This is a genomic window from Streptomyces sp. NPDC002867, from assembly GCF_053591895.1.
In genome coordinates, this window is record NZ_JBSFUR010000061.1 from 12,805 (window position 1) to 27,721 (window position 14,917).

General features: G+C 71.4%; 13 protein-coding genes and 1 pseudogene. 10 read left to right on the forward strand and 4 right to left on the reverse strand.

All coding sequences use genetic code 11. The features are described 5' to 3' along the window. Positions 1 to 73 precede the first annotated feature (73 nt). On the reverse strand, positions 74 to 2,779 hold the full coding sequence (locus ACWD0A_RS31600) for a serine hydrolase (protein ID WP_451303696.1): 2,706 nt from the start codon (positions 2,777 to 2,779) through the stop codon (positions 74 to 76). 245 nt (positions 2,780 to 3,024) lie between these two features. Between ACWD0A_RS31600 and ACWD0A_RS31605 the strand changes: the two genes are divergently transcribed. The 3 genes from ACWD0A_RS31605 (at position 3,025) to ACWD0A_RS31615 (ending at position 5,244) form a co-directional block, all read left to right on the forward strand. After that, positions 3,025 to 3,753: a GOLPH3/VPS74 family protein gene (locus tag ACWD0A_RS31605; RefSeq protein ID WP_307714978.1), complete on the forward strand. Its 729-nt coding sequence runs from the start codon at positions 3,025 to 3,027 to the stop codon at positions 3,751 to 3,753. 233 nt (positions 3,754 to 3,986) lie between these two features. After that, positions 3,987 to 4,868 carry a helix-turn-helix domain-containing protein gene (locus ACWD0A_RS31610; protein WP_307714977.1) on the forward strand — a complete coding sequence of 294 codons (882 nt, stop codon included), beginning with the start codon at positions 3,987 to 3,989 and terminating at the stop codon, positions 4,866 to 4,868. A 166-nt stretch (positions 4,869 to 5,034) separates the two neighbouring features. Beyond that, on the forward strand, positions 5,035 to 5,244 hold the full coding sequence (locus tag ACWD0A_RS31615; RefSeq protein WP_451303699.1) for a DUF397 domain-containing protein: 210 nt from the start codon (positions 5,035 to 5,037) through the stop codon (positions 5,242 to 5,244). A 113-nt stretch (positions 5,245 to 5,357) separates the two neighbouring features. Here ACWD0A_RS31615 and ACWD0A_RS31620 read toward each other — a convergent pair whose 3' ends face one another. After that, positions 5,358 to 6,197 (reverse strand): hypothetical protein, encoded by an 840-nt coding sequence (locus tag ACWD0A_RS31620; protein WP_451303701.1) that lies wholly within the window; start codon positions 6,195 to 6,197, stop codon positions 5,358 to 5,360. Positions 6,198 to 6,281: 84 nt separating this feature from the next. Here ACWD0A_RS31620 and ACWD0A_RS31625 point away from each other — a divergent pair, with 84 nt between their 5' ends. Beyond that, a complete protein-coding gene (locus ACWD0A_RS31625) occupies positions 6,282 to 7,064 on the forward strand; it encodes an SDR family oxidoreductase (RefSeq protein ID WP_451303703.1) in 783 nt (260 codons plus the stop codon). Between the two features lie 19 nt (positions 7,065 to 7,083). Beyond that, positions 7,084 to 8,218: pseudogene (locus ACWD0A_RS31630) on the forward strand (sodium:solute symporter family transporter); the annotation flags it as partial. Positions 8,219 to 8,341: 123 nt separating this feature from the next. Here ACWD0A_RS31630 and ACWD0A_RS31635 read toward each other — a convergent pair. After that, positions 8,342 to 9,475, reverse strand: a complete 1,134-nt coding sequence (locus ACWD0A_RS31635) for an ADP-ribosylglycohydrolase family protein (RefSeq protein ID WP_451303705.1) — start codon at positions 9,473 to 9,475, stop codon at positions 8,342 to 8,344. Between the two features lie 255 nt (positions 9,476 to 9,730). Then, entirely contained in the window at positions 9,731 to 12,325 is a 2,595-nt protein-coding gene (locus tag ACWD0A_RS31640) for a bifunctional FO biosynthesis protein CofGH (RefSeq protein ID WP_451303707.1), read from the reverse strand. Between the two features lie 119 nt (positions 12,326 to 12,444). Here ACWD0A_RS31640 and ACWD0A_RS31645 point away from each other — a divergent pair, with 119 nt between their 5' ends. From ACWD0A_RS31645 to ACWD0A_RS31665, 5 genes are all read left to right on the forward strand, one after another. Further along, entirely contained in the window at positions 12,445 to 12,912 is a 468-nt protein-coding gene (locus ACWD0A_RS31645; RefSeq protein WP_451303709.1) for a hypothetical protein, read from the forward strand. Between the two features lie 55 nt (positions 12,913 to 12,967). Beyond that, positions 12,968 to 13,102 (forward strand): hypothetical protein, encoded by a 135-nt coding sequence (locus ACWD0A_RS31650; protein WP_451303711.1) that lies wholly within the window; start codon positions 12,968 to 12,970, stop codon positions 13,100 to 13,102. Next, positions 13,099 to 13,455, forward strand: a complete 357-nt coding sequence (locus tag ACWD0A_RS31655; protein ID WP_451303713.1) for a hypothetical protein — start codon at positions 13,099 to 13,101, stop codon at positions 13,453 to 13,455. The genes ACWD0A_RS31650 and ACWD0A_RS31655 overlap by 4 nt, the downstream gene beginning before the upstream one ends. Positions 13,456 to 13,466: 11 nt before the next feature. Then, on the forward strand, positions 13,467 to 13,811 hold the full coding sequence (locus ACWD0A_RS31660; protein ID WP_451303715.1) for a hypothetical protein: 345 nt from the start codon (positions 13,467 to 13,469) through the stop codon (positions 13,809 to 13,811). 65 nt (positions 13,812 to 13,876) lie between these two features. Further along, positions 13,877 to 14,737 carry a hypothetical protein gene (locus tag ACWD0A_RS31665; RefSeq protein WP_451303717.1) on the forward strand — a complete coding sequence of 287 codons (861 nt, stop codon included), beginning with the start codon at positions 13,877 to 13,879 and terminating at the stop codon, positions 14,735 to 14,737. Positions 14,738 to 14,917 lie beyond the last annotated feature (180 nt).

Sequence of the window (14,917 nt, forward strand, 5' to 3'; positions counted from 1 at the left end):
CCGGGGACGCTAACACGTGGGCGCCCCGGTCGCCCGGGACGCCCACGTGTGCCGCACGGCCCTCCGGGGGCCCTCAGCCGATACGGGTCAGCTTGGCGCCGAAGCCCGGTTCCGCGAGGTCCCGTTGGAGTGCGACGGGCACGCTGACGGTGCCCGCGCCGGAACCGGCGGTGATGCTGCCGACGACCGTGCCCGCCTTCGCCGTGTGCGGCAGCTTCTTGCCGCCGTCGGTCATGCCGAGCTCGACCTTCAGGCCCGACCAGCCGACCACCGTCATGTCCTTGGTGGCCACGACCGGGGTGTACCCGCCGAGCCCGTCGTCGACGTGGCCGACGACGTCACCCTTCTTGACCACGGTCTTCGCCTTCAGCGCCTCACGGGTCGCGACCAGCACCTCCTCGCTGACGCGGTTGACCGTCTCGAGGATGGACGGCTTGTGCTGGCCGAGGACCGCGCCGACGATCGTCTGCGTCGTGCCGCCGATGTCCCTGTACGCGGCGAACAGCAGGTTGCCGCCGGCCTTGGTGGTCGACCCGGTCTTGATGCCGATCGCGCCGTTGCGTGGCATCAGCGTGTTGTAGTTGCTGTGCCGCTTGCCGGACGGGTCGTACCACTCCTGCTGACGGGTGATGTCCACCATGGCCTTGTTCTTCACCAGGGCCTGACCCAGCTTCACCTGGTCGGCCGCCGTGGAGACGGTGGTGGCGTCGAGACCCGAGGGGTCGGTGTACGTCGTGTTCGTCATGCCGAGTTCCTTGGCGGTGTCGTTCATCTTCTTGACGAACGCCTTCTCGGAACCGGCGTCCCAGCGGGCGAGCAGCCGGGCGACGTTGTTCGCGGACGGGATCATGACCGCGCTGAGGGCGTCGCGCTGGGAGATCGTGTCGCCCTCCTTGATCGTGTTGAGGGTCGACTCGTCGTTGGTCCGGTCGTAGCCGCCCTCCTTCTCGGCCAGGGCGTCGACAGGGATGGAAGCACCGTCCTCGCCCCGCTTGAAGGGGTGGTCGCGCATGATGATGTACGCGGTCATCGTCTTGGTCACGCTGGCGATCGGCACGGGCTTCTCCTCGCCGAACTCGCCGACGACTCCCAGCCCGGACACCGCGATCTGTCCCTGACCCTCGCCCGGCCACGGGAGCGCGGGCCTGCCCCCGTCGAAGGCGACCTCCGCGTCGGCGGTGAGCGCCAGCTCCGGGGCCGGGAGCGGACGGAACATCTGCACGACCGCAAAGACGATCAGCAGGAGCAGGACCAGCGGGGTCCAGATCTTGATGCGCCGCACGACCGTACGGACCGGGGTCTCCGGCGGCGGCGGAGTGTTCGTCAGCTCGGCGAGCAGGTCGAGCGGGGGCAGCGGCGGCATGGGCTGCTGCTTGGTCCGCTCGGATTCGGTGAGCGAGGCGGGGGGCAGCGGGGCGGCCGCGGCCTGCGGCTTCTGGGGAGCTGCGGCGTGTGCGTCGTCGCGCCGCAGGGGCACGAAGGTGCTCGAACGCCCGGCGCCGACCGCCGGCTCCTTCGCGGACCCGGTCGCCGGCTCCGACGCGGTGGCCGGCTTGGGCAGCGGCGGCAGCTTGAGCGCGGTCGTGGGCTGGTCGACGGCAGGGCGGCGCAGCGCCTTGAACGTGGTGGTCGGCTGGTCGACGGCGGGCCGCTCGGCCGGGCCGTCGTCGTTGGCCGCGCCTGCCTCCGCGCCTGCCTTCGCGTTCGACTTCGTGTTCGTGTTCGCGTCGGCGCCGGTGTTCGCAGATGCGGAGGAGTCGGCTTCGGAGCCGTCACCGACCGCGGCCTCAGCGGAAGCCTTCTCCGCCGGGGCGTCGGACGGGGCCGGGCTCGCGGAGGACTCCGCGTCGTCGGTCTTCCCCACCCACGCGGCCACCGCGGCACGCAGCCGCGCGTCTTTACCGCCCGGCTCAGCGTCGCCGTCGCCCTCAGCCGCCTCCGGGGCCGCCTGAGGCGCGTCGGACGCCCCGCGGGCGGGCAGCGTCCGGAAGACCGCCGTCCGCTCGCTCGGCGGCGGCTCGGAGGCCTCGGCCGCATCGGCGTCGTCGGAGTCGTCGGAGTCGTCGGAGTCGTCGGCGTTCACGGCGTCCGTCGCCTCGGCCGGGGAGGCCGAGGGGCCGGACGCACGGGACGCGCCCGAAGCCTCGGCTGCGCCGTCCGCCGGGACGGCCCCGGTTCGGGAGGCGGCCGCCGTCTCACGGTCGCCGCCCTCCGCGTCCCCCGAGTCCGCGCCGCCCTGGGCGGCAGCCCCACGGGGCACGTCCGCCTCGGCAGTGCCGTCCTGCGTCGCGCGCGACGTGTCGCCCTGTCCGGACGGCGTACGGGCCGACGCCTCGTCGGCGCCGGCAGCCGCGTCACCCGCGCCCGCACCGGACTCGGCAACGGCCTCGTCCGCGACGTCCGCCTCGGACCGCCCCGCCGGAGCCTCAGCAGCCGAGTCCGCCTCGGCAACAGCCTCCTCGGCGGCGTCCGCGCCGCCCTGGGCGGCAGCCTCTCGGGGCACGTCCGCCTCGGTCGAGGCGTCCTCGGACACGGCGTTCTCCGCCTCGGCGGCCTCGGCCGCCCCTCGCGCGGGCAGCGCCCGGAAGACCGTCGTCCGCTCGTCCAGCGGCGGCTCGGGGGCCGATGCGGACGGCTCGGAAGAGGCCGGCGGACCCTCGCGGAGCACGGCGAGCCGCGGGTCGCGTTCGCTCCCCGTCGCCGCCCCCGACGACTTCCGCTGCTCCGACCTGTCGGGGGACTCGCCCGCCACCGTGCCTCCTTCATGAGTCATTGCCATGCGCCATGCGTATACCTAGTGCCGTACGCGCAGCCGCGTACGGCACTACGAGTGTCACGAAGAGCCCCGAGAACACCGAGCACCCGCCGTGTCCGAACCATCTACCAGTGTCCTGTGTGAGCGCTTGGCTCCGGTGCTAGACGAGAACGACATACCTATCGGTTCCCTAACAAAGCACCCAGGCGCTCTCGACAGACCAATGTGAGAGGGGTCACCCTGTCATTCATCCACGCGGGGAGGCATGGATGGGCAGGAGCCGCAGAACACTTCCGGAAGAGCTACTGCTGCTCGCTCTGGACCCGGCCACGGGTACCACAGCGCAGCCGCAGTCGCTCGACCTCGGCCTGGCCGGGGCACAGCTAGTAGAGCTGGCTCTGGCAGGACGGATAGCCCCAGACGGGGATCGTATCGCCGTGGTGATGCCACGGCCGACCGGAGATCCGACTCTGGACTCCGCACTGGAACTGCTGCGCCGACGCGGCAGTCCGGTACGGGCGGTCCACTGGATCGGCGGGCCCCGACTGGGGCTGCGCCAGATTTACCTCTCGCATCTGGAGCGGTGCGGCATGGTGCATGCCGTGGCGGGCCAGATGTGCGGAGTGCTGCCGACGACTCGCTACCAGGCGACGGACACGGCGATCAGCCGGGACATCAGGTCCCGGCTGGACAGTGCGATCCGCACCGGTGTACCGCCGGACCCGCGGACCGCGGCGCTCGCCGCGCTGGCCCACGCGGTCGGTCTCGGCAAGCACCTGTACCCCGGGAACGAAGGGCGTTCCTCGAGGTCCCGGCTGCGGGACCTCATCCGGCACGACCCGATGGGCGGTCTCGTGGCGCACGCCGTCATGGACGTCCAGAACGGTGTGGCCGCCCAGCCGCGCCGTAGCCAGCCGGCGAGCGGCGTCAGCCGTCAGCCGGGTCCGGTACCGATGCAGCCACGCCGCAGCGGCATGGCTCGCGTCGCCGCGCACTGAGCGCGCCGCCGCACCGCGTACCGCAGCACCACCGCTCGGGCACACGCACCATCCGCATCACGCCGCACCGACGTCCCCAAGACCCGGTTCGGGAGCCGCAGAACGCGCGGGGCAGCATCCTTGCTGCCCCGCGTGTTCGCGTGTGTGCCCATTTGGCAGCGCAGGAAGGCCGATTGGTGGCAGTCTGCTGAACAGTAGATACGCAGAGCAACGCGGTCGGAGGTGCAGTTTCCGTGGCGTCCAACGTCAATCCCACTGTCCGGAGACGCCGATTGGGTCAGGAGCTGCGCCGGCTCCGGGAGCTGAAGGGCATGACGGCCGAGGAGGTCGCGGAGCGCCTGCTCGTGTCCCAGTCCAAGATCAGCAGGCTGGAGAACGGCCGCCGTTCCATCAGCCAGCGCGACGTCCGTGACCTGTGCGGCGTGTACGAGGTCGAGGACCACCGCATCGTCGACTCGCTGATGCAGATGGCCAAGGACTCCCGGCAGCAGGGCTGGTGGCACGCGTTCGGCGACATCCCGTACAGCGTCTACATCGGCCTGGAGACGGACGCGGCGAGCCTTCGGGTGTACGAACCGCAGGTCGTGCCGGGACTGCTGCAGACACGGCAGTACGCCGAGGCGCTGATCGCCGGCGCCCTGCCGGAGAGCGGGGTCACGGACATCGAGAAGCGGGTCAGCGTCCGGCTGCGCCGTCAGGAGCGCATCAAGGACGCCGAGCACCCGCTGCGGCTGTGGGCGGTCATCGACGAAGCCGCGCTGCGCCGCCGGGTCGGCGACCGGCAGCTCATGCGCGAGCAGTTGGAGCATCTGGTGGAGCTCTCGCACCAGCCGCACGTCACCGTGCAGGTCCTGCCGTTCGACATGGGCGCGCATCCGGGCATCAACGGGCAGTACGCGATCCTCGAGTTCCCCGACGCCTCGGACTCGAGCGTCGTCTACATCGAGGGCGTCACCAGCGACCTGTATCTGGAGAAGGCCAACGATGTGCAGAAGTACAGCGTCATGTACGAGCACCTGCGGGCCCAGGCACTGAACGTGGAGCAGACGCGGCAGTTCATCGAGACGATCGCGAAGGACTACGCACGGGAGACCGCGGGACGCTTCGACGACTGAAAGCGCCGCACGGTACACCACCGGACCGGCGTGACGGAAGAGTCGCCTGGTATATGCCATCCGGTCGAGTGAATGCCTGTCTCGCGCTCCCGGCGCGGCGAGTAGCGTCGATCACGCCAGCAAGAACGTTGGCGCACATCACATCACTTGCCGAAGCGGAGCGATCATGGCAATCATTCAGGGCGCCACGGAGACCTGGACGAAGTCCTCGTACTCCACGGGTAACGGTGCTTGCGTAGAGGTCAAGTCCCCGGTGGTCGACGCGATTTCCGTACGCGACTCGAAGGTCACGGCGGGTCCGGCGATCACCTTCGTGCCCGACTCGTGGAATGCGTTCGTGAACGAAGTGGCGCAGAGCGCGTTCAGTCGCGACTGAGCGCGCCGCCACGCATCACCAGCGAGTTCCAGCCACAACCGGGCAGCACCGACAGGAGCCCTCTCGACTGGTCCGCCGTCCCGGCCGAGGGGGCTCGGCCTTCTCCTCGGTCCCTAGCGGAGGAGATCGACGTAGCGGTCGGTCCCGGGGATCGTCGGGACGAAGGGAGCGACCAGTTCCACACGGCCGTGCCCGGCCGCCTCGACCTCCCCGTCGAGCCCGCGGAACGCCGGCTCCCAGCACTCCCTGGGGTCCGCCTCCAGGAACCACAGCAGAGTGAGCCGGGTTTCCACACCCTCCACCTGCTTCACATAGGTCATCCGGTCGCCGGGCAGCGGCATCGGCCGGAAGACGGTCACCATCGCCGCCGGCGAACCGGCCAGCCGCTTCGGCAGATGCCGCGAGCACAGCCACTCCAGCAGCTCCCCGCGTTGTTCTGTGCTCTGCGCGTCGACGACTTCCAGGACGAGCCCGGCGTACGGGTGGTCCAGTGCGTGATGGTCGCGCGGCCCCGCGGCTCCGTCGCGGTAGACGGTGGCCTCGTGGTCCTGGAAGGCCGTGAAGACGTGCGTCCGCCGCTCATGGACCCGTCCGTCGCGGTGGAGACGCTTGTTGATGGCGACGGTCCACTTCATGTGGTCGGCGTACCGGCCCTCGGTGATCCAGTACGTCGAGAGATAACACCCGGCCGTCACGGGCTGCGCGACGGCGGACTTCTCGGGGTAGCGCAGCAGTTGCAGGTCGCGGGTCGCCACCCAGCGCCGCCCGGCGTACATCCAGGGCATCGCCATCGCGCCCGCGTAGTAGTGGTCGTCCTCGTACCAGCGGTTGTACGCGTACTCATGGCCGGGATGCGGCTCGACCATGGTGATCAGGGCGTGGCCGGGGCGCACCCCGTACGGGCCGACGCCCGCCAGCTCCGCGTACACCTCGCTGTGCGTCTCCTCGTTCACCGTGACCGCTCCCTTCCCTCCTCCGCCGGACCGACCTACTCTGACGCCCCGTCAGATAATTGGCCAGAGTCGGGAGGCGCCGGGATGCTGCTGCGGGACAGGACCGTCATCGTGTCCGGCGTCGGCGCGGGGCTCGGGCACCAGGTCGCGGCGACCGTCGTCCGCGACGGGGGTCACGCGGTGCTGGGCGCGCGCACGGAGGCGAACCTGGCCGCCGCGGCGCGCGAGATCGACCCCGGTGGCACGCGCACCGCCTACCGCGCCACCGACATCATCGACGAGTCGCAGTGCGAGGCACTGGCGGCGCTCGCGCTGGAGCGCTTCGGCCGGATCGACGCGGTCGTTCATGTCGCCGCCCGGGACAGCTGCTTCGGCGGACTGGAGGACGCCGACTTCACGGCCTGGCAGCAGGTCATCGACGTGAACCTGCTGGGCACCCTGCGGATGACACGCGCCTGCCTGCCGGCGCTGAAGCGGCGGGGAGGTTCGGTCGTCGTCATCGGTACGCAGTCGTCCGTCGCCGCCCCCTCGCAGGTGCGCCAGGCGGCGTACGCCGCATCCAAGGGCGCGCTGACCTCGGCGATGTACTCGCTGGCGCGCGAGCTCGGCCCGCACCGGATCCGGGTGAACACCGTGCTGCCGGGCTGGATGTGGGGACCACCGGTCCAGGCGTACGTCCGCATGACCGCCCACACGGAAAAAGTCCCGGAGGACGAGGTGCTCGGGCGGCTCACCGGCCGGATGGCGCTGCCGGAGCTGGCGACCGACGCCGACGTGGCCGAGGCCGTGGCCTTTCTCGCCTCCGAGCGGGCGCGGGCCATCACTGGTCAGTCGCTGCTCGTCAACGCGGGCGAGCTGATGCGCTAGAACTCGCGCCCGCCTCATCGGCCGCACGGGGCGCGTGCCCTGGTCCTTCCCCATCGCCATCGGCATCGCGATCGGCGCACGGCTCTTCGCGCCCCGGCTCAACCGGGTGCGCTCACGGCTGCATGTCGCCTCGCCGCTCGAATACCTGAAGAACCGTTACAACCTGCCCACACAGCAGGCTCTCGCCTGGTCCGGCGTGCTGCTGAAGATCGTCGACGTGGGCGCGAAGTGGGCGGCCATCGCCACGCTGCTGTCCGTCTTCACCGGCGTCTCCCTCAACACCGGCATTCTGATCACCGGCGCGGTCACCGCCGTCTACTGCACGGTCGGCGGCCTGTGGGCGGACGCCCTCACCGAACTCGGCCCAGCGCTACATGGCCACCGACACCGCGAAGTCCGCACAGCGCTCGGGTGTCCTGTCCGCGGTGCTGTGGCTGGTGTGGCCGCTGGTGCTGTTCTTCCCGATGTGGGTCGCACCGCTGATCATCGAGACCGACGTGCCTGCGGACAGCTACGCGCTGATGGCCGAACAGCTGCTGCCGCACGGCCTGCTGGGCCTCGTCATCGTCGGCTTCTTCTCCCACACGATGGCCATGTGCTCGTCGGACGCGAACGCCATCGCGGCGGTCGTCACCCGTGACATCATGCCGGCCGTCTCCCGCCGGGTCCGCGAGTGGGACACCCGTGCCGGGCTCCTCGCCGCCCGTTGGACGACGCTGCTCTTCCTCGGCCTGTCGATGGCGATCGCGACGCAGGTCAACTCGCCCTTCTTCGGCGACATCGTCACCGTCGTCATCAAGTGGGTCGCCGGGCTGATGGGCCCGATCGCGATCCCGCCGATGCTGGGTCTGCTCCCGTGGTTCCGCAAGAGCGGCCCGACGGCGGCGCTGCTCGGCTGGGGCGTCGGCCTGGTCGCCTTCTGGCTGGTCAACTACCCGATCAGCTGGAACGTCGAGGGCGGAGTGCCGCTGCAGTACCAGGTCTCGGTGCCGCTCGTGGTGTCGCTGGTGCTCTACGTCGTGGTCGGCTGGATCAAGCCGGAGGCGACGCCGGAGCGGGACGAGGTCCTGTCGAAGATCAACTCGGACGGTCCCTCGGGGCCGGGTGGCGCGGAGGCGGGCCTGGTCCCGACGCCGGCAGCCGCGGCGGACTGACGCGGGGCGGCGGCGATGTGCCTGCCCCCACCGGCGTCGCCGGGTCGTATCGGGGGCGGCTGCACGCCCGTGGCCGTGCCCGCCCTGCGGGACGATGGCCCCAGCACCTGGGTGCGGACGGCCTCAGGCCAGTTCCGGTGTCGTCGCGCGGGGATAGCGCGCGAGCCAGCCCGGCGCCGTGGCCGTCGGGCTGTGCAGCGCCGGCCCCTGCGTCATCTCCATCGCGAAGTCGTCCGCGATCTCCAGCAGCGTCCCCCGCCCCTCCAGCTCGCACAGCCACGCCGGCGGCAGCGCCGTCTCCCCGTGGAGCGCGCCCAGCAGCGCCCCGCACACCGCGCCCGTCGCCTCCGACGGGCCGTCGTGGTTCACCGCGAGGCGCAGGCCGTGGCGGATGTCCTCGCCGACGAGCGCGCAGTACACCGCGATCGCCAGCACCTCCTCCGCATGCCCGTTCTCGCCGAGCGCCGCGACGCGGGTCGGACTCGGGATGCCCTGGCGCACGGAGCCCAGCGCCTGCTTGAGCGCGTCCGTGACGGGCTGGTGGCCGGGGCGGGCCGCCAGCTGCGCGAGGGCGCGCTGCACGGCACCGTCGAGGGTCTCGCCGCGGGCGAGCCCGTGCACGATCACGGCGAACGCCCCGGCGGACAGGTACGCGGTCGGGTGCCCGTGGGTCTGAGCCGCGCACTCCACCGCGAGCTGGCACACGAGCTGCGGCTCCCAGCCCACCAGCAGCCCGAAAGGCGCCGACCGCACCAGCGCGCCCGCGTCGCGGGCGGAGGGGTTCTTGGGCGCCTGAAGGGTGCCCATGGTCTCGTCACCGAGCCCGGTCAGGCATTCGCGCGAAGGGCCGCGGCGGGCGTAGAGCCATTCCTCGCGCGCCAGCCAGCCGTTGTCCTTGCGGCGCTCGTCCGGTCCCCAGTCGCGCTGGGTCGCGGCCCACCGCAGGTACGCGCGGTGCAGGTCGGTCGGCGGATGCCAGGCTCCGGTGTCCCGCCGTACCTGGGCGCGGATCAGCCCGTCGACGGAGAACAGGGTCATCTGGGTGGCGGCGGTCACCGTCCCCCGCCGTCCGCCCACCGGCACGAAGTCGACGAGCCCCTCCGGCCCGTGGGCCGCGCGCAACGCGTCGAGGCCCTCTCCCGCGGCCCCCGCGCCGAGCGCGTCACCGATCGCACCGCCGAGGAGCGCGCCACGTACGCGGGCACGGAAGTCCTGCTGCTCGGCCCGGCCCCACACGGCCGCGGCTGCTGCACTCACCGTGCCCTCCACGACGTCGAACGAACACTGCCCGGCGCAGCACTGTAATCGAACGGGAACCAGGTGCCCGGGGACGCGCAGGGGATCGCGCAGGTATGTGACCAAACCTGTCGGGTGTCGCTTTTGACCGTGCGGGGCGGGTTGCGAGGAGCCGCCCGGGTCACCGCCGCCCGGCCCGGCGCACCGGGCAGGCAGGCAGGGTCGAACGGCTCCGGCGGGGCAGCCGGGCCGTCCCCCGGCCGCCGCTCATGCCGGTCAGTCCGGCAGGAGCGGCAGCAGCTCCGGGAGGTGTCCGTCGGACGCCGCGGCCGCCTCCTGCCGCTCCTGCGGCACCTCCCCGTACAGGGTGGTCCGCGGCTTCGCCGGCCGGCCCGCCGCCTCGGCGATCGCGGTGAGGTCGCGCACGGACCGGTACGAGCCGTAACCGGAGCCCGCCATCCGGGAGATGGTCTCCTCCATCAGCGTGCCGCCGAGGTCGTTCGCACCGGAGCGCAGCATCTCGGCGGCGCCCTCCGTGCCCAGTTTGACCCAGCTGGTCTGGATGTTGGTGATGTGCGGGTGCAGCAGGAGCCGGGCCATGGCGGTGACGGCCCGGTTGTCGCGGTCCGTCGGGCCGGGCCGGGCGATCCCCGCGAGGTACACGGGCGCGTTGGTGTGGATGAACGGCAGCGTCACGAACTCCGTGAAGCCGCCGGTCTCCTGCTGGATGCGGGCGAGGGTACGGAGGTGGCCCAGCCAGTGCCGGGGCTGGTCCACGTGGCCGTACATCATCGTGGAACTCGACCGGATGCCCAGTTCGTGCGCGGTCCTCACGACCTCGATCCAGGTGGCGGCGGGCAGCTTGCCCTTGGTCAGCACCCAGCGGACCTCGTCGTCGAGGATCTCGGCGGCGGTGCCGGGGAGGGAGTCGAGGCCCGCCTCCTTCGCGGCCGTCAGCCATTCCCGTATCGACATGCCCGTCCGGCTGGCGCCGTTGACGACCTCCATGGGCGAGAAGGCGTGTACGTGGATGCCGGGCACGCGCTCCTTCACCGCCCGCGCGATGTCGAAGTACGCCGTGCCCGGCAGGTCCGGGTGGATGCCCCCCTGCATGCAGACCTCGACCGCGCCGACGTCCCACGCCTGCGCGGCGCGGTCGGCGACCTGGGACAGGGAGAGGGTGTACGCGTCGGCGTCCGTGCGGCGCTGGGCGAAGGCGCAGAAGCGGCAGCCGGTGTAGCAGACGTTGGTGAAGTTGATGTTCCTGGTGACGATGTACGTCACCTCGTCCCCGACGACGTCCCGGCGCAGTTCGTCGGCGATGCGGGTGAGCGCGTCGAGAGCGGGCCCGTCGGCGTGGAGGAGGGCGAGTGCCTCGTCGTCGGTGAGCTTCGTCGGATCGTCCGCCGCCCGGCTCAGTGCCCGGCGCACATCCGTGTCGACGCGCTGCGGCGCCATGCCGGGCGCCGCGGCCTCGCGCAGCGCGTCCCAGTCCCCGTAGACGTGGTCGAAGTCGTCGCGCCGGTCGTGCGTGCGGCCCTCGGAGTCGATGGTCCGGTGCAGGTCCGTGCGCCCGGTGGCGGTGAACCCTTCGTCGGGCTCCTGCCAGGGCAGGCCGGCGGGGATCGCGTCCTCGCGCGCGAGCCCGGTGCGGGGGTCGGCCAGCGCCTGGACGTGCGGGAACAGCCGGGGGTCGAGCCACGGCTCGCCGCGCTGCACGAACTCCGGGTACACGCAGAGTCGTTCACGCAGCTCGAACCCTTCGGCCGCCGACTTCTCCGCAAGCTCGTCGATCTGTGGCCAGGGCCGCTCCGGGTTGACGTGGTCCGGTGTCAGCGGGGACACCCCGCCCCAGTCGTCGATGCCGGCGCGGATGAGCCGTGCGTACTCGGCGTCCACCAGGTTCGGCGGAGCCTGCAGGCAGGCGGACGGCCCCATGATGTGCCGGGCGACGGCGACGGTGGCGACGAGCTCGTCCAGCTCGGCGTCGGGCATCCCGCGCATGGCCGTGTCCGGCTTGGCGCGGAAGTTCTGCAGGATGAGCTCCTGGATGCCGTGGTAGGCGCGGGAGACGCGGCGCAGCGCGAACAGCGACTCGGCGCGCTCCTCGTACGTCTCGCCGATGCCGATGAGCAGGCCGCTGGTGAACGGCACGTTCGACCGGCCGGCGTCCTCCAGGACGCGCAGCCGCACGGCGGGCTCCTTGTCCGGGGAGCCGTGGTGGGGCCCGCCCGGCTCCGACCACAGGCGGGTGGCCGTCGTCTCCAGCATCATGCCCATGGACGGCGCGACGGGCTTGAGCCGCTGGAAGTCGGTCCAGGTCATGACCCCGGGGTTGAGGTGGGGCAGCAGCCCGGTCTCCTCCAGGATCCGGATCGACATGGCGCGCACGTACGCGATCGTGTCGTCGTACCCGTGGGCGTCCAGCCACTCCCGGGCCTCGGGCCAGCGGTCCTCGGGCTTGTCCCCGAGGGTGATCAGCGCCTCCTTGCAGCCGAGTTCGGCCCCGCGCCGGGCGATCTCCAGGACCTCGTCCGGGGACATGAACATCCCGTGGCCTGCGCGGCGGAGCTTGCCGGGGACGGTGGCGAAGGTGCAGTAGTGGCACTTGTCCCGGCAGAGGCGGGTGAGCGGGACGAAGACGCTCTTCGAGTACGTGATGACCCCGGGGCGCCCGGCGGCTTCGAGCCCCGCGTCCCGCACGCGCCCGGCCGAGGCGGCCAGGTCCTCCAGGTCGCTCCCCCGGGCCTGCAACAGCACGGCGGCTTCGGCGACGTCGAGGGCCACCCCGTCCCTGGCCCGCTTGAGCGCGCGCCGCATGGCGTTCGCGGTGGGCCGTCCCGCGTCGTGTCCGCCCTGGTGATCGGTCATGCTGCGAGCATACGAGCGCGGGCTCGCGGGCCGGCCGGGGCGGCTGAGTACCAGCGCCTGTTCGGCCTGAGGTCGTCTGCGGATACGCGCGGGTGCAGGCCGCGCGTAGCGTCCGGACCATGATCGACGACCTCGAACGCCCTCGCGTCCCCCTGCTCCGGTGGCTGGGGATCACCCTGGCCCTCGTGATCGGCGCGCCGGTGCTGTTCGTGCTGGGCCTGTTCGTGACGTACGGGATCGAGAGCGCGACCCCGGAGGACTACGTGGCCCCCCAGGAGATGGCGGACCGGGCCGCGGCGCGCTCGCGGGAGGCGTACGAGGTGGCGGGCTTCGACACGGTGCTGCCGGCGGGCCGGTACAACGGCTACTCCGCCGACTCGTGCTACCCCGGCGGCCTGGAGGGCATGGCGGACACCCCGGTGGAGAACGCGTACGCGCTCTCCCACAGCTGGCAGCTGGACGACGTCCCGCGCGACGAGGCGCTGACGGCGCTGGCCCGGCTGCGGGTCCGGCTGGGACATCACGTCGTACGAGCAGCAACAGGCGTCCGAGAACTGGATCCTGCGCACGGAACGCGGCAACGGTGAACGCCAGGTCCACGAGTGGATGTCGGAGGGCGGCCGCTTCTTGGGGGGCGTGCACATGGAGTGCGCGTATGCGCCGGCGGCGGACGCGGGTGGAACGTCCGGCGGCTCGTCGTACGACGGGAACGAGTCGTACGGTGGCGGCGCGGCGGCGGACGGGCTGGTGCCACCGGCGCTGGGAGCGGGCACGTGAGGGTGGTGCTGCAGGACGGGGGCGCCACGGAGTCCCCGTGGGGGCTGCTGCACGCGAGGTGGCACGGCACGGTGCCGCCAGGCCTTCACGACGTGGAGATCGACGTCCCGGACGCGGTCACGTCCTGGTGTCCTGCGGAGGGCCCGGACCTGCTCGAGAACATGCAGCCGAACGGCCCGTTCAGGCTGCGAGGCAGCATCGAGTATCTGGCGGAGGACGAGCGCGTGGCGGGACTGCGGCTGGGCGGGGACGTCGTACTGCTGGAGTTCACCGACGAGGCGCGGCTGCCGCGACCGGGCGACCGGATCGAGTTCGTCACGCCGTCGATCGTCCTGTACCCGTACGAACTATGAAGGGACTCCGAATGGTGTTCACGACAGCCGCGCCTCACGTTCTCCTTGACGCCCTCGGTGTGGAACCGGAAGTCACCGGCGAGACCCAGCGCACACTGCGCTTCAAGGAGGTCACCGGCGAGGACCTGACATTCTCCTACGACGAGGTCGGCCGGTCGGTCGCGGTTTCCTGGCTCACGGAGACCGGATACGCCAGGTTGAGCCTCTTCCGAGAGGGCGCCTCACTCCTCCGAGTCATCGAGGAGGGCGGAGCGACGGGGCTCTCGGTCGAGTTCAGGACTTCCGACACAGCCGGGGAGTTGAGGCTGACGGTCTTCCCTGTCGTCAGCATCGTCGAGAAGGTGTTGCTCGCGTGACCGATGCCCTTCGGAGAGCTGCTTTCCGGCCAGGGGACAACTCCGCGCTGACGTAGCGTGTGATCATGACCATGCCTCCTCCTCAGCAGCCGGCCGGGCCGTACGGATCGCCGCCGACCCAGCCGAACCCGTACGGGCAGCCGTATCCGCAGAGTCACCCCCAGCCTCATTACGGGCAGCCGCCCGCGCCTCCGCAGCCGTACCCGGCGTATCCCGGAGCCCCCGGACCCTGGGGGCAGCCGCCGTCAGGACCGCCGCCGCGCAAGAACCGGACCGGTCTCGTCCTCGGCATTTGCTTCGGCTCGATGGCCGCCCTCCTCGCTCTGGTCTACTTCGGCAACCGGGGCAGTGACGCCGCCGACGAAGCCGCCAGAGAGGCCGCGAATCCGTTCCCCGCGGCCGAGTACCGGCTGACGGTGCCGAAGACGCTGCTGGACGGCGAGTACGAGCTGATCAAGGACGGCTCCTCCGAGGCGAACGCCGACATGGAGAAGAGCGGCTACGGGCCCGGGCCGGACGCCCGCAACATCAAGGCGGTCCGCGGCTCCTACAACGGCACCAGCGCCACCGGTAACAGTGGACTCGTACTCATCGGCATGTACGGGCAGTTCAGGAATCCGGCGCAGCCCCGCGACAGTCTCCTGGACGGGCTGCGGAAGGGGGACGGCATGAGCGAGCCCAAGCCGGCGAAGACCGTCACGCCACCGGGCTCCGACGTCGACCTCGAGTGCACCGTGATGCTGTCGAAGGACGAGGACGGCACGGCCACCGTCCCGGTGTGCGCCTGGGGCGACGCAAACACAGCCGCCTACGTCGCCTTCCTGACCCCGGCGGACGCCGCGCAGGACCCCGACTCGGTCGACCTCGACGCGATCGCACAACAGGTCGTGAAGGTCCGGGAAGAGATTCGGCAGCCGATCAACTGACGTGGTGATCGGCCCGGGCTGCTCGACCATGACACCATCCGGCAGCGGGACCTCGTGCCGTATATACCACTTGTTCCCCATTCTGCGTTGCTCGTGGGAATGTGTGCGTGGCAGCATTCGTGGGTGACTGACAACGGGGATGAGGCAGCGAGGCCTCAACGTGCTTCGCGGCTTGCGGAG